Below are 13,528 nucleotides of genomic sequence, written 5' to 3'. Positions count from 1 at the left end.
CCGCTAGTTGGTCAGGTACAGGTAGTAAAGACCGTCGGCGTGCTGGCGGCAGTCCCAGTGGGTGTACAGGTGGTTGTTCGTGGTGATCTCGACGTGTGGGCCGTCGACTTCGCATGCGGCCAGCGTTGAGTAGGAAACCTCGACCTGAACTTCGTCGGCGTTGGCCACGCCCACCGCGGTCGTCATCAGCCCGCCAAACGCCAGTAAGCCGGCAGCGATAACCGTCTTCATGCGGATCCCCCCTGTCGTAATGATCCCTTGCGAGGCGAACTATATCGATTTGCTGGGGCAGCCGAGGGTAATTGACTGGACGCAACCAGACCTTCGCAATTCGAACGTATGATCGAACAATGAGGCCGTTGGCGTCGATCGGGTACAACGGGCAGCCGCTTCGCGACCCGTTCCGGGTGGTGCGTCCGCCGATCGCGGTGCTGATCGATCTGACGGTGCTCTTTCCGCGCGAGCCGCATCGCTCCGGCCGATATCAGCCCAACGGGCTGCAGTTGCACAAGGTCGTCGAGGGGTGGCTGAGCTGCTGGGGCCTGTGCGAGCAGGGCGACTGGTGGGGGCTGGTGACCTATCCAATCGTGTACGGGTCCAAGCAGAAAACCGTGACGCACTGGATACCGGCCTGGACGTTGCGCCGGAAGGGCTAGGCCCGGTGAGGGTTATAGCTTTCGGCCCTGCACGTAGGTGCCGGCGATGGACGTCTCACGCGCTCGCATCAGCAAGGCGAACAGCGTCTGGTCGCGGGCCATCGCCGGGTCATCGGATCGCACGCCGTCGGTGATCACGGCCTTGAGTGCCGGAGTGCGGTTCGGGTCGATGACGACGAAGTCGGCCTCCTTGCCGACGGCGAAGTTGCCGAACCGGTCCTCCATGTCGAGGGCGCGCGCGCCCCCGAGCGTTCCGATGAAGAGCATCTCGGCCGGGTGCATCGACACGCCTGCGTCGCCAGGTTCGGAGATGTGCACCTTGAAGGCCGTCGCGAGCACCTGCGGAATCGGCCATTCGTCGCCGCCGCCGAAATCCGTTCCGGCAGCGATGTTTACCCCGGAGGCGACCGTGCGGAGCCACGGCATGGTGCCGGACCCGAGGAACTGTTGCGACACCGGGCAGTGCGCGATCGACGTGCCCGTCTCCGACATCCGCTGCAGTTCGGCGTCCTGGCAGTGCACCGCGTGCGCCATCACGCTGCGCCGCCCGAGCATGCTCGGCCCGCCGATCTTCGAGCCGGGCAGGAACTTACCGTCGTAGGTGTCCAGGTACGAGTCGACCTGATAGATCTGCTTGGTCTGGTCGACTTCGCCGGTGTCCGGGCGATCGTTCTCGTTGAGGTGCGTGTGGAAGTACACGCCACGATCTCGCACCGAATCATACAGTTCGCCAAGCCTTTTCAGGGTTTGCGCGGTCACCGCGATCGCGAATCGCGGTACCAGCGCCACGTGCAGCCGGGCGGTCTTCACGTTGCCGGTGTCGGCGGCGTGCCACTTGTTGATCTCTTCACGGGCCAGCCGGATCGCGTCGTCTTCCGATGTCATCAAAGGCTTGGCGGCCTGCGGTCCGACGGTCTGGATGCCGCGGCCGCTGACGATCCGCAGCCCACGGCGTGCCGTCTCGGCGAACAACGTGTCCTGCGCGTCGGGAAAGGGCGACCCGAACACCATGGCGGCCGTGGTTCCGCTCGCGATGCGCCGATCGCAGAACTCGACGGCCGCCCGGCGCGCGAAGTTGCGATCGGCGAAGCGGGCCTCCGCGGGATAGATGCAGTGGTTCAGCCACTCCAGCAGCTGCCCACCGTTGTACGAGTCGCCCGCGAAGGTCTGCGGGAAATGAACATGGGTATCGACGAAGCCCGGAAGCAGAAACCCGGGTCGGTGATCCGTCACGGGGGTGGCCCGGTACTTCAGGGGGACGCCGGCGCGGTCACCGCAGAACGCGATCTTGCCGTCGTCCTCGACGACTAATGCGCCTTCGGGGATGGACACCAAGGCATGGACGGCTTCGGACACCAGCGGAGAGCCGGCAAGGTGAAAAATGTGCCCAAGGTGAATCCGAGCCACGTCATCTTCCCCTAGTGTTTTCCCCGTCGCGCTGCAATCACATACAACCACCTAGCGGTGCTCGGCGACGGCCCGACAGTGAGCACGGCTGTTCGGTGGCACGGTGACGATGTCGATGAAAGGATTGCTGCCCGTGGCAGGAAGCTGGAGCTCGCTGTTGAGCACGCTCATTCCGCTGGCCCTGGTTATCGCCGTCTCGCCGCTGTCGATCATCTCGGCCGTCCTCGTCCTGCACGCGCCGCGCCCGCGGCCGGCCGGGCTGGCCTTCCTCGGGGGTTGGCTGTTCGGCTTGGTGGCGCAGACTGTGCTCTTCGTCGAGGGCTCCGGTGCGCTGGACGGTATGCATAAATCCCCGCCGACGTGGGCGTCCTGGCTGCGGGTGGTGCTTGGGTCCGCGCTGATCCTGTTCGGCATTTACCGGTCGGTGACCCGCCACGGGCACACCGAGTCGCCGGCCTGGATGCGTTCCTTTTCCACGATGCGCCCCCGGCGCGCGGCCATCGCCGGACTGGTGCTGACGGTGATCCGGGTCGAGGTGCTGCTGATGTGTCTGGCAGCCGGTTTGGCCATCGGCACCGCCGACCTGCACGACGCCGACAAACTCTCGGCCGGAATCGTCTTCGTCGCCGTGTCCGCGTCGACGGTCGCCATTCCCATCCTGGCCTACGCGGCCGCGGGCCACCGGCTCGACAACACGATGGAAAAGATCAAGGACTGGATGGAGAAGAACAACGCCGCACTGATGGCGGCCATCCTGGTCCTGATCGGTTTGATGGTGCTGCACAACGGAATTAAGGCGCTATAGCGGAGGCAATAGCTACCGATAGCCGCCATCGGCCAGGCCGGCCTGCGCCTCGAGCCGATTGGTCTTACCAAAGACACTGTCGCGCAATGCCTCCCAGAGGTAGGCCGTGATCATGCGGGAGTGGCCTTTGTCGGCCCACTGCTGAGAATGCAGCTCTTCGTGGTGCAGCACCCGGTCGAGCGCGAGATTGCTTTCCACGGGCCGGCCCTGGCGATCGGTGTACCACGCGTGCCCGGACTCGACGATCTGGCGCAACCGCCGCGCGGGGCCGCGCGAGTCGTCGGCGTCCACCGGCACGTTGACCATGAAGATGTCACCCCACGCGGTGCCGCCCTGCTGGCTGAACAGTCGCTGGATCCGGTTGCCGCCCAGGCCCATCAGCATGCCGTTCGGGGTGGTGACGAGGCGCCCGCCGTTGCGGTCGACGAATCCGACATCCTGGTCGTAACTCCAGTTGTTCGCCTGTTGGCGATCGGCAATCCGCTGCACCTCATCGGCGGTGTACGGCGTCTCGGGAAAGTCGGTCGGCGGTTTCGTCGGGCCGCCGTAACCGGTGCCCGCGTTGAGGATGTAGGTCATCAGTGTCGCGGCGCGTGCCTCGTCGCCGGCGGTGCCCGGCGGAATGAGGAAAAACGACTTGCCGTCCGGGTCGTTGAACTCCGCCATGTCTTCCAGCACCCGAAAGCTTTCGTGCGTGATGCCGTGCCGCCCGGCGATCGTGGCGGTGACCGCCATCGGCACGCCCAAGCGCTCGGCGTTGACCAGCCACTTCCGGTGGTAGTCCGCCGCCGCTCGCCTGGTCATAGTCCGTCAATTGTTATCGGTCCCGCCGCTAAGGTGTAGCGAATGAGCAGGGGGCCCTGGCAACGCGCGCGGGATCAAGCAGATCACCCGGGGTTTGGGCACCCTCGACCGCGAGTTGTTTATCGCGGTGGCCGAAACCCCGACGCCGCTGCTCGACACGCTCATGCCCCCGCTGACTCGGGCGGCCGACCATTCCAAACTGTGGATAGTGATTGCCGGCGCGCTGTTGGCGACCAAGAATCCCGCCGCGCAGCGCGGCGCGGCCCGTGGACTCGTGACGCTCGGTGTCACAAGCCTGTTCACCAACCAGGTCGCCAAACGAATCCGCCGGCGCCCGCGTCCGCTCTACGATTCGGTGCCGGTGGTCAGAAGAGCCCACCGCCGCCCGACGTCCAACTCGCTTCCGTCGGGACACTCGGCCAGCGCCGCCGCGTTCGCCGTCGGAGTGGGTCTCGAGAACCCTCCCTTGGGTTTCGGGCTGGCGCTATTGGCCGGATTGGTCGGATTGTCGCGAGTGGCCACCGGCGCGCATTACCCCGGCGATGTCGTCGCGGGGTTGGGCATCGGCGCCGGGATCGCGGTCCTGGGCGGGCGCCTGGTGCCACCCGTCGCCGAAACCGCTCTGCCGCAATCGGAGCCACTGCGCATCGAGACGCCGGAACGGCCGGACGGCGCGGGCGTGGTGTTCGTGGTCAATCCGGCGTCGGGCAGCGGCACCGGCGCCCGGGTCGTTGACGAGGTGCGAGCCGAGCTGCCCAAGGCCGAGATCGTGGAACTCGGTCCCGACGACGATCCCGAGCAGGTGCTGCGCAGCGCCGCGTCGCGGGCCGAGGTGCTCGCGGTGGGTGGTGGCGACGGCACGGTCGCCACCGCCGCGGGGGTGGCGCTCGACGCGGGCCTGCCGCTCGCGGTCTTTCCCGCCGGAACGTTCAACCACTTCGCCAAGGACATCGGGTGCGACACCGTGGCCAAGACGGTGCAGTCGATCCGTCGCGGCAGCGTGGCCAGCGTTGATCTGGTGTGCCTCAACGAAAGTCAGATCGTGATCAACACCGCCAGCATCGGCGCCTATCCCGCGTTCGTGCAGCAGCGCGAAAAGCTGGAGAAACGTATCGGCAAGCCGCTGGCCGGTTTCTACGCGATGTTGCACACGCTGCGCAACGATCGACCCGTCCGCATCCGCTACGACAACAAGACGTTGCTGACATCGCTGTTTTTCCTGGGCAATTCGCTGTATCTGCCCAAAGGGTTTGCCCCGTCTCGTCGAACTCGGATGGACGACGGCCTGATCGACGTACGCATCCTCGAAACCGGGGGCCGGTTCGCCACGATGAGGATCCTGAGCGCGCTCGCCCTCGGACGGCTGCAGCGCAGCCCGCTCTACCACGAGCTGCAGGTGCCCGAATTCAGCTTCTCGGCCGTTGACGCACCCACCGTGATCGCGCACGACGGCGAGGTCGGCGACGAGTACCGCGAAGCGAGCTTCACCGCGAAATACCGAATTCTGCCGGTGTTCCGCCCGATGCGCTGAGCTACCCGTTCGGCTGATCGGCCAGGCGATCGAGCCATTCCGCCATCATCGCCTTTTCGCCGCCAGTCAACACCCCATTGGCGTTGTCGCGCAATGCCTCTCGCAACGCGACGGCGCTTCTTAGCTTTCCGCGTCGGCGCCCAGGTAGGCATCGGCCCAGGCGCCGATGATGCGCCCGGCTCGGTGAGCTTGGCCACGGGCGGTGAGCAGATGATCGGAGCCCTCCAGCGAGACGAAGCTGCGTGGGTGGCGGGCCAGCCGGAAGATCTCGCTTGCGTTGTCGATGCCGACGGTGTTGTCCGTCGGCGAGTGCAGGATCAGCAGCGGGAGCCGCAAGCCCTTGATCTTGTCGTGCAGCTCAGCCGCGCGGACGTCCTCGACGAAGGCGCGCTTGAGGGTGAGCTTGCGCCCACCGACCAGCCATTCGACGCTGCCGTCCGCCAGACAGCGGTCGACCACTGCGTCGTAATGCTTTTCGACATGGCTGGGGTCGAACGGGGCCGCCACGGTGACGACCGATCGTACGCCGGGCGCCCGCATCGCCGCGGCGATCACCGCGGCACCGCCCCACGAGTGCCCGACCAGGATGTCGGCCGCCGTCCCGCGGTCGGCCATGAACTCGCATGCCCGGACGACGTCGTCGACCTTGACGGTGAACGACCCGTCGCCCCAGTTCCCGTCGGATCCACCGAGCCCCAGCGCGTCGAAGCGCAGCATGCCGATGCCGTCGGTGGCCAGCTGCTTGCAGATGCGAGCCGCGGCCGGGCAGTCCTTGCCGAGCGTGAAGCCGTGCGCGAATACCCCCCAACCGCGTGCGGGAGTTTCCGGGACCTCGATCACTCCGGCCAGATTCGCGCCCGTGGAGCTCTGGAACGTGACACGTTCGCCCATAGTGCCGATCTAACCTGTCTCGGGCCGTGCGCGTAAGGCCTGGTGGCCCAAGACGACGAGGCTGGTGTCGCGTGTCTAGCCAGCTGCCGGCGTGTTGACCACAAAGACCTCGGTGCTTCGGCGAGCCCGTTAAGGCGATGCGGACCGAGGCTTTCGAAGTGCAGGTCTGAACCTGCCGACAGATCGTGCATTGTGCGACGCTGATCCCGTTGGCGCAGCCCAGTATTCGCGCTACCGACTTGTGACGCCGTCGTGACGTCACCATTTGGAAACAGCGCGGTGCGGCGCGCGGCGTGTCGCGCGTCACCCACCAACAATGGGGGCGGTCGTCGAGAGGCGACTTGGCTACGGCTATGTGGTTCTGCTGCGCGAATGAAGGAGTTGGGACGTTGATGACGATCTTCGATCGATTCAACATCGGTGTTGTTGCTAGCGCTGGATTGTGCGGTGCCGCTATAGCGTTGAGCCCGGACGCGGCAGCCGTCCCATATATGACGGGTGGCGGTGCGTGCATGTATGGGCAGGCCGGTGAGGCCGGCGCCCCGGTGGCCGCAGGGGGAGCAGCGGCGGCACCGTGCGCGGCTCCGCTGACCGACATGGCCGGTATCCCAATGGTGGTGCCCGGGCCGGGGATTGTGCCCGTTCCGGCTGGTGCCCCGCTGATTGCGCTGGGACCGCCGATTCCGCCAGTGCCGGTCGTTCCCCCGTTGCCGTTCGCGCCTCCGGTGCCGATCGCTGCTCCGTTGCCGCTGGGTGCTCCGCTGGTTGCGCTGGGTGGGGTCGCGGATGGCATTCCGGTTGCTCCGCTGCTCGACATGTCCGGGGTGAAGGATGCGCCGACCGGTCCGCCGCCCACCGGTGGGCCGGTGGCTGGTCAGCCGGTGTCACCCGGTCCTTCGCCGGTGCACGGGGGCTGATCCCCGCTCGGATTGACCCGCTGGGCTTGCGCCCGGCGGGTCATTTCTATTGGCAGGGGAACGTAGTCGAGTGAAACCCGGCTGTCGCGGAGTGAAGCCCGGCCGTCGTCGAGTGCGGCGCTATGGCGGGAAATCCGCAGAAATCTCGCCATAGCCGCGCACTCGACGCCGTGAGGCAACGCCAGAGGGATTGACCGGCAGGGCGTTACGACGAGGGGAGTTCGTTCGTGGCCTCGCGCACGACGACCGGGTCGCCGACGTTGACCGTGTTGTAGTACCACTCGGCGTCCTCGGGGCTCAGGCTGATGCAGCCGTGGCTGACATTCTCCAAGCCGAGCGAATTGACCGCCCAGGGAGCCGAGTGCACGAAAAGCCCGTGGTTGGTGATACGAACGGCATAGTCGACGTTGACGAGATAGCCGTCGGGAGCGCTGACGGGGATGCCGACGGTGCTGGAGTCCATCTGTACCGAGCGATCTTTGGACAAAACCGTGTAGGAGCCGACCGGCGTCGGGTACTCGGGCCTACCCAACGACGCCGGCAGTACGCCTGGTTGGCCGAAGTGCGGGCGGTGGTGTGGCGACGGCAACGCCGTCGGCGGTCCCGACTCGACCCCGTCGATGCTCACGGTGAAGGTGTGCTCGGAGATGCTGGCAATGCCGATGACCCGCGGGCCGGTCTTGATTTCGGATGGCTGGCCTTCCACCGTCAGCGCAATTGTGCTGTGCGCCGGCCAGTACCGGTCAGGAACCCATTGCACCACTTTGTTGTCGAGCCATTGGTACTTGCCGGTCATCGCGGGCGTGGACTTGATGTCGAGGGCGCGTTCGGCTGCCTGCCGATCGGTGACGGGGGAGCGGAAGGTCACGATGACGGGGTGCGCCACGCCGACCGCCTGGCCGCTTCTGGGTTGCAGCGACGCGATCGGGAACGTATGCGACTGGCTCGCCGACGCGAGGCTCACGTCGGCCGATACCGGCAGATGCACGACAGCCGTCCCCGCGACGACGCTCGCGCCGATTCCGATGACAGCAAAGGCACAGTGAATACCCGGGCGCATAGCCTCATTTCCCTTTAGCCGACAGAATTGCAATAGAGATGGTAAATGGGTGTTGAGCTGCGGAAGCGTAAGGGCGCGTTAGTAATTGATCAAGGGTTCGTCACGATTTGGCTACAGCGATCTGATCTGTCAACGTGAGTCGTACGCAGGGCGGATTGTCTGGGCACAAGTGTTGTCAGCAGAGAGGGCCGGTGTGTCGGCACGTTGGATTCGAGGGGTTGGGCTGTTCGGCGCCACGCTGATGTGCGCAGCGGGGTTCGCGGGCACGGCGGTCGCCGCGCCGCCGCCCGCGCCCGGAATTCTGGTCAGCGATGGAATCACCAAGTGCTCGACGGGTTTCGCGGCCCAGGGCGGCGACGGTGGTTACTACCTGTTCACCAGCGGACATTGCGACCACGGTGCGCCGTTCACTTACGACGAGAACGTCCCGCTGGGACACATCACCGCCAGCGAGATGCTGGGCGACCTCAAAGACGCCGCGATCATCCGTCTTGATCCGGACATCGGCGCGCCACCCGGGGACGTCGGCGGCCAGCGCGTCCGGGGCGTGTTGAGCACCTCCCAGATCAAGTCAGGGATGCCGTTCTGCAAGTTCGGTGCGACGACCGGTGAGACATGTGGCTCCGTCAGGAGCATCGACGGCGAGGTCGTCGAGGCCAATGTGTTCGCCCAGCCCGGTGACAGTGGCGGTCCGGGCTATGTGAAGAACGGTGACGGCAGCGTTACCGCGGTCGGGCTGGTGATGTCCACGTCGCTGGCGGGCGACCCCAACACGACCTACTTCGTATTGGTGCAGCCGCTGCTCGGCAGATGGGGCGTGCACATCCTCGGCTAAGTAGCGTGGTCGTTAGCTCGCGCCCGCCGCGATCACCTGGTCCACCTCGAGGGCCCGCTCGGCCATCTCGGCGTGTGCCTTGTCCAACGCTTCAGCCTGATCCTCGTCGGCCTTCATCAGCGTCTCGATGTCGAAATCTGCCATGTCGTGAACACCCATGTCCCTGAAGGCTTTTTGCACCTTGGTGCCCCACAACCCGATGTCCTTGACGATCGGCACGATGCGGCTGAACAGGTGCGAGCGGAATTGGATCATCAGCGGCGAGGTGCCGACCCACTCGGCGCAGGCCTGGACATCCAGGCCGAGGGTTTCGAAAACCTCCTCGCCGCGGAAGCGGTCGCGCATCAGGTAGCACGCGTCGACGACGAACTCTTCGCGCTCGTCACGCTCGGCCTCGGTGAGCGCGGAGTAGTAGTCCTTCAACGAGATTCGGCCGAAGGCGACGTGTCGGGCCTCGTCCTGCATAACGTAGGCGAGCAGTTGCTTGGCCAGCGAGTCCGGCGGAGCCAAGTCACGCTGCACGCCGAAGGCGGCTAATGCGAGGCCCTCGATGAGGACCTGCATGCCGAGGTAGGGCATGTCCCAGCGTGAGTCGCGCAGGGTGTCGTCCAGCAGGGAGGTCAGGTGCTTGTTGATCGGGTAGACCAGGCCGACCTTCTCCTGCAGGAACCGCGAGAACGTCTCGACGTGCCGGGCCTCGTCCATGGTCTGGGTGGCAGCGTAGAACTTCGCATCCAGGTCCGGGACGACCTCGACGATCTTCGCCGCACACACCATCGCGCCCTGCTCGCCGTGCAGGAACTGGGAGAAATTCCAGGCCTGAGCGTGCCGGCGCATCTCCGCGCGCAGGCTTTCGTCGGCGGACTCCCACATCGGGCTGCCGAACAAGGGATGGAACTGGTCGGGCGTCCCGACCGGGTTCATCGGGTCGACCTCTTGTGTCCAGTCGATGCGCGACTGCGCGTCCCACTGCTTGTCCTTGCCCTTCTGATACAAGGAAAGAAGCCGAGCGCGCCCCTCGTCGTACTCCCAGGTAAAGCGCGCGTCGCCCGCGCTGGGCACCTCCCACGAATACGGCGCGGGCACGTCGGTGTACATGTCTTTCGTGGTCATGAGCTGCACCTCTCCGCCGGCTGACCGGTGGTCATGTGATGGCTATCACAGTGCGCCGAATGGGGCGGCGCCGTCAACCCTCTCGAGAGTTTCAGCGGTCGACGCGGCGTAGCCGGCTACCCCAAACGTCAGTGCATGCGCGCGCTGCCACCCAGACCGATCTCGAGCACGCTTCCTGTGATCACTCCCGGGTCGGTGACCAGGTACACGACGCCGCGACTCACGTCCTCGGGCTGCAGCCAGGGTTGCGGGATCGGGTTGGCTCTCATCATCCGGCGCACCAGATCCTCGGGGACGTCGTCGCCGTCGGAGGGCTGCACCATCGGCGTTTGGGTCGTGGTCGGGCAGACGACGTTGATCGTGATGCCGTCCTTGGCGACTTCCAGGGCGGCGGACTTCGCCAGGCCGATGACGCCCCACTTGGTGGCGTTGTAGGCGGCCAGCTCGGGGATGCCCATCCGGCCGCCCATGGAGGAGGTCACGACGATCCGCCCGAATTGCTGCTGCCGCATCACGGGTATGGCCGCCCGCAGGGTGTGAAATGCGCCGGTCAGGTTCGTGTCGATCAGCTGCTGCCAGATCACGTCGCTGACGTCTTCGAGTAGGCCCGTGCTGACGATTCCGGCGTTGGCCACCACGATGTCCAGGCTGCCCATGTCGGCGACCGTCTGTTTGATCGCGGCGCCGACCGCGACCGAATCGCGCACGTCCAGGGTGAGCGGTAGGCAGCGCCGGCCCAGCGCTTCAACCAGCTTCGTCGTCTCCCGTAAGTCGTCCTCGGTGCCCAGGGGGTAGGTCAGGTCCGTCATCGCATCGGGGGCATCGGCGGCCACGATGTCGGCTCCTTCGGCCGCCAGCGCCAACGCGTGTGCGCGCCCCTGCCCCCGAGCCCCGCCGGTAATGAAGGCCACGCGTCCATCCAAAGCACCCATAGGGGTAGAAGCTACCTGCAGATTTTGGATGAGACGCGTGCAGGTCTGCCGTGCGTCATGAAATCAATTGCCGTGGAACATATCTCGTTGCTGGCTAATGGCCGGCACTGCTAGAGCCGCCGGCACTGCTGCTCTCACTGCCACTGCCGCTCGAGCTACTGCCGCTACTACTTTCGCTACCGCCAGAGCTGCTGCCGCCGCTGAAGCTGCTGCCGCCGCTGCTTTCGCCGCCGGTGGAGCTGCTGCCGCTGGTAGAGCTGCCGCCGCTGCTCTCGCTGCTGCCGCCCCCGACGGGCGAGCCACCGCTGGGGGTTTCGCCGCCGCCGGTTGGCCCGCCACCCGAGGGTGCACTGGCGGCGGGTGGCGAAGCGCCACCGGCCGGACCTTCGCCACCGCTGGTCGGGGCGCCGCCACTGGCGGGCGTGCCACCGCCACCGGTTGGACCGCCGCCGCCGGTTGGACCGCCACTGGTTGGCCCGCCGGGAGCGCCGTGGCCGGGACCAGTAACAGGTCCACCACCATGGCCGGGACCACCGCTGCCGGGATTGCCCCGGACAGGGCCCGGGCCGCTAGCCGGCCCACCTCCGCCGGAGCTCGGCGGCGGGCTCTGCTCCGGAGGCGGCCGGTGTGGCGGCGACTTCGGCGGGGGAACGTAGATCGGCGGCGACGAGTGCGGCGGGAACTCGACCACCGGCGGACTCGCGGGCGGGTCGGGCAGCTGAATCGGCGGCATCGGGGCCGGCGCGATCGGCGGGACCAAAATCGGAACCGGCGCGGCCGGCGCCGGGGCCGCAGGGGCTGCAACGGGCGCGGGGGCCAGAACGGGTGGCGCCGCGGGGACCGGAACCGCCGGCGGCCGTGCGGCTGGAGCCGGGCTCAACGGCTTTGGCTCCACCATCTTCAGCGCGGCCACTTCGGGTGCAGGCAACAGGGCCTGCTGGACGGGCGCGATGATGCCCTGGATCGGGGCGGGCAGCGAACCGGCCGTCGTCTGGATGCCCAACGACAGGGCGATCTCGAGAGCCAACGCCGCGCTGAAGCCCGCTATTGCCACCCCGGTTCCGACCAGCAGGCCGGGCCTGCGGCGAGGCTCGCTGTCGCCTGAAGAGTCCAGGACCATCGTCGGAGCATCGGCTTCATCGTCGGCGACGGCGCTGTAGGCCAGGTCGTCCTCGCCGAGCTCGTCGTGCGTGATGCTCAGATATTCGGGCAGCGCGGTCACGTCGACCGCACCCGTGCCGGGGTCTTGGGCGTAGGCCAGCGCGGCGGTAGACGACATGAGTGCACGCGCGGACGCCAGGGCCGCGCCGCGGGCCAGTGCCGTCTCCGGTTCCTCCGGGACGTTCACGATGAGTGACGTCGCCTCTTCCAGGTGCCGCCTGATCGCGGTGGTGTCGACACCGGATCCGACCACGAATAGGCCGCCCGGCGGTATCGGCAGCTCGTCAAGGCCGGCGACCAACTCCACCAGCTCCGCAGTGACCGCGGACTCGGCGTCCAACTGTTCTTTGTGGACGTCGTCGACGGAACCGTCGGAGGTCTCGACAACTGCCAGCGTCGCGGTGTCGGGCTCGACCAACAGCATTGCGGTGCGCTCGTAACCCATTGCGCCGCCGACAGATTGGGTCAATGCGGCCGCGGCCACAAACGCCGACACCAGTAAGACGTTCTCGATCTTGTGGGCGGCCAGCTTGTCGCGCAGGACGGCCGCTTCGAGCTGGTCGGTGCACGCCACCCCGATCGAGTCCAGTTCGAGCCCGGCGCCGGCCGCGTCCTCGCGGGTACACATGATGGCGGCGATCACTCGGTCGGACGCACTGACGGTGGGCGCGTCGTCGGCGGGGGCGATCGCGAACTCGTTCTCGTCGATTGTGGGGCCGTCGGCGTTTTCGCCTTGCAGCATCACCATTTGAACCGAAGCCGGCGCTATCGAAACTCCGAGCACGATTTCCATTGCCCACGCCTCCCGACATCTCGGCAGCTGGCCCTGGTTTGGACCGAACGAGCCGCACGGAGTCGTGAGCCGATCGTCGCTCGAAAAGCTGTGGCGGGGTGCTGCGGATGCTGGGTGCCCGCTATGCGTTTCCCGCCGCGTCGATGTTGGGATCGGTAGCAGCACGCTGGATGTGGACTTTCCCCGACGAGGTAATTCGAACCACCCGAGGGAGTTCCCATGAGGATTGCCGCCTTGGCAGTTGCCGGTCTGGTGGCCGGCACATCGCTTGCCGCGAGCACCGCCCATGCAGACATGACGGCCGGGCCGGTGCAGGCCCACGTCTATCCGCTGCAGCCGCCGCCCGGTCCCGTTGTCGACCCCGATCCGGTGGTGGCGGTGCAGAACTTTCAAGCCCACATCGCTGATCTGCACGACAATTGGGACACCCTGAGCCCGGACGAGCGGAATCGGCGGCTGAAGGCCCTGCAACAGGAGGCCCCCCTGGTCGACGCCGAGACTCGCAATCTGCCGCCGGGTCAGCAGCTACAGGTCGAGGGCATGTTGTTGTCGGCGACGCTTCAGCTCGCTGATCTTCTTGGGCGGATGCGATAGCCCGACGTCGTGGATAAAACGTGGAGCCG

The 13,528-nt window shown here is 66.6% G+C and carries 13 protein-coding genes and 1 pseudogene; 6 read left to right on the top strand and 8 right to left on the bottom strand.

Features of this window, described 5'->3' with window-relative positions:
- Window positions 1-3 precede the first annotated feature (3 nt).
- Window positions 4-231 carry a hypothetical protein gene (locus G6N54_RS16125; protein WP_163790996.1) on the bottom strand — a complete coding sequence of 76 codons (228 nt, stop codon included), beginning with the start codon at window positions 229-231 and terminating at the stop codon, window positions 4-6.
- A gap of 119 nt (window positions 232-350) precedes the next feature.
- Here G6N54_RS16125 and G6N54_RS16120 point away from each other — a divergent pair, with 119 nt between their 5' ends.
- Complete coding sequence (locus tag G6N54_RS16120; protein ID WP_163790995.1) at window positions 351-656, top strand: hypothetical protein; 306 nt, start codon at window positions 351-353, stop codon at window positions 654-656.
- Window positions 657-668: 12 nt separating this feature from the next.
- On the opposite strand, the gene G6N54_RS16115 is transcribed toward G6N54_RS16120, so the two are convergent.
- Window positions 669-2,063, bottom strand: a complete 1,395-nt coding sequence (locus tag G6N54_RS16115; protein ID WP_163790994.1) for a guanine deaminase — start codon at window positions 2,061-2,063, stop codon at window positions 669-671.
- Between the two features lie 115 nt (window positions 2,064-2,178).
- On the opposite strand from G6N54_RS16115, the gene G6N54_RS16110 reads away from it, so the two are divergent.
- The gene (locus G6N54_RS16110) at window positions 2,179-2,868 is read left to right on the top strand and encodes a GAP family protein (protein ID WP_163794766.1); all 690 of its coding nucleotides are present in this window, start codon (window positions 2,179-2,181) and stop codon (window positions 2,866-2,868) included.
- A 12-nt stretch (window positions 2,869-2,880) separates the two neighbouring features.
- Here G6N54_RS16110 and G6N54_RS16105 read toward each other — a convergent pair whose 3' ends face one another.
- A complete protein-coding gene (locus G6N54_RS16105) occupies window positions 2,881-3,672 on the bottom strand; it encodes a hypothetical protein (RefSeq protein ID WP_163790993.1) in 792 nt (263 codons plus the stop codon).
- 42 nt (window positions 3,673-3,714) lie between these two features.
- On the opposite strand from G6N54_RS16105, the pseudogene G6N54_RS16100 reads away from it, so the two are divergent.
- Window positions 3,715-5,203: pseudogene (locus tag G6N54_RS16100) on the top strand (diacylglycerol kinase family protein).
- Window positions 5,204-5,323: 120 nt separating this feature from the next.
- Here the strand turns inward: G6N54_RS16100 and G6N54_RS16095 are convergent.
- Window positions 5,324-6,094, bottom strand: a complete 771-nt coding sequence (locus tag G6N54_RS16095; RefSeq protein ID WP_163790992.1) for an alpha/beta hydrolase family protein — start codon at window positions 6,092-6,094, stop codon at window positions 5,324-5,326.
- Between the two features lie 392 nt (window positions 6,095-6,486).
- Here G6N54_RS16095 and G6N54_RS16090 point away from each other — a divergent pair, with 392 nt between their 5' ends.
- Entirely contained in the window at window positions 6,487-7,011 is a 525-nt protein-coding gene (locus G6N54_RS16090; RefSeq protein ID WP_163790991.1) for a hypothetical protein, read from the top strand.
- Between the two features lie 205 nt (window positions 7,012-7,216).
- Here the strand turns inward: G6N54_RS16090 and G6N54_RS16085 are convergent, their stop codons facing one another.
- A complete protein-coding gene (locus G6N54_RS16085) occupies window positions 7,217-8,071 on the bottom strand; it encodes a L,D-transpeptidase (protein ID WP_163790990.1) in 855 nt (284 codons plus the stop codon).
- A 193-nt stretch (window positions 8,072-8,264) separates the two neighbouring features.
- On the opposite strand from G6N54_RS16085, the gene G6N54_RS16080 reads away from it, so the two are divergent.
- The gene (locus G6N54_RS16080) at window positions 8,265-8,906 is read left to right on the top strand and encodes a S1 family peptidase (RefSeq protein WP_163790989.1); all 642 of its coding nucleotides are present in this window, start codon (window positions 8,265-8,267) and stop codon (window positions 8,904-8,906) included.
- A gap of 12 nt (window positions 8,907-8,918) precedes the next feature.
- Here the strand turns inward: G6N54_RS16080 and G6N54_RS16075 are convergent, their stop codons facing one another.
- From G6N54_RS16075 to G6N54_RS16065, 3 genes are all read right to left on the bottom strand, one after another.
- Entirely contained in the window at window positions 8,919-10,019 is a 1,101-nt protein-coding gene (locus G6N54_RS16075; protein ID WP_163790988.1) for a ferritin-like domain-containing protein, read from the bottom strand.
- Window positions 10,020-10,147: 128 nt separating this feature from the next.
- On the bottom strand, window positions 10,148-10,951 hold the full coding sequence (locus tag G6N54_RS16070; protein ID WP_163790987.1) for a mycofactocin-coupled SDR family oxidoreductase: 804 nt from the start codon (window positions 10,949-10,951) through the stop codon (window positions 10,148-10,150).
- 94 nt (window positions 10,952-11,045) lie between these two features.
- Window positions 11,046-12,905 (bottom strand): DUF7159 family protein, encoded by a 1,860-nt coding sequence (locus G6N54_RS16065; RefSeq protein ID WP_170313054.1) that lies wholly within the window; start codon window positions 12,903-12,905, stop codon window positions 11,046-11,048.
- A gap of 219 nt (window positions 12,906-13,124) precedes the next feature.
- Here G6N54_RS16065 and G6N54_RS16060 point away from each other — a divergent pair, with 219 nt between their 5' ends.
- On the top strand, window positions 13,125-13,499 hold the full coding sequence (locus G6N54_RS16060; protein WP_163790986.1) for a hypothetical protein: 375 nt from the start codon (window positions 13,125-13,127) through the stop codon (window positions 13,497-13,499).
- Window positions 13,500-13,528: the final 29 nt, after the last annotated feature.

It is taken from the genome of Mycobacterium stomatepiae, from assembly GCF_010731715.1.
In the GTDB taxonomy this organism is placed as follows: domain Bacteria; phylum Actinomycetota; class Actinomycetes; order Mycobacteriales; family Mycobacteriaceae; genus Mycobacterium; species Mycobacterium stomatepiae.
This window is presented reverse-complemented; position numbering and strand designations above follow the sequence as displayed.

Bases quoted from the DNA above. Each gene is read 5' to 3' on its own strand.
- G6N54_RS16125 (WP_163790996.1), bottom strand. From the start codon at position 231: ATGAAGACGGTTATCGCTGCCGGCTTACTGGCGTTTGGCGGGCTGATG.
- G6N54_RS16120 (WP_163790995.1), top strand. From the start codon at position 351: ATGAGGCCGTTGGCGTCGATCGGGTACAACGGGCAGCCGCTTCGCGAC.
- G6N54_RS16110 (WP_163794766.1), top strand. From the start codon at position 2,179: ATGAAAGGATTGCTGCCCGTGGCAGGAAGCTGGAGCTCGCTGTTGAGC.
- G6N54_RS16105 (WP_163790993.1), bottom strand. From the start codon at position 3,672: ATGACCAGGCGAGCGGCGGCGGACTACCACCGGAAGTGGCTGGTCAAC.
- G6N54_RS16095 (WP_163790992.1), bottom strand. From the start codon at position 6,094: ATGGGCGAACGTGTCACGTTCCAGAGCTCCACGGGCGCGAATCTGGCC.
- G6N54_RS16090 (WP_163790991.1), top strand. From the start codon at position 6,487: ATGACGATCTTCGATCGATTCAACATCGGTGTTGTTGCTAGCGCTGGA.
- G6N54_RS16085 (WP_163790990.1), bottom strand. From the start codon at position 8,071: ATGCGCCCGGGTATTCACTGTGCCTTTGCTGTCATCGGAATCGGCGCG.
- G6N54_RS16075 (WP_163790988.1), bottom strand. From the start codon at position 10,019: ATGACCACGAAAGACATGTACACCGACGTGCCCGCGCCGTATTCGTGG.
- G6N54_RS16070 (WP_163790987.1), bottom strand. From the start codon at position 10,951: ATGGGTGCTTTGGATGGACGCGTGGCCTTCATTACCGGCGGGGCTCGG.
- G6N54_RS16065 (WP_170313054.1), bottom strand. From the start codon at position 12,905: ATGGAAATCGTGCTCGGAGTTTCGATAGCGCCGGCTTCGGTTCAAATG.
- G6N54_RS16060 (WP_163790986.1), top strand. From the start codon at position 13,125: ATGAGGATTGCCGCCTTGGCAGTTGCCGGTCTGGTGGCCGGCACATCG.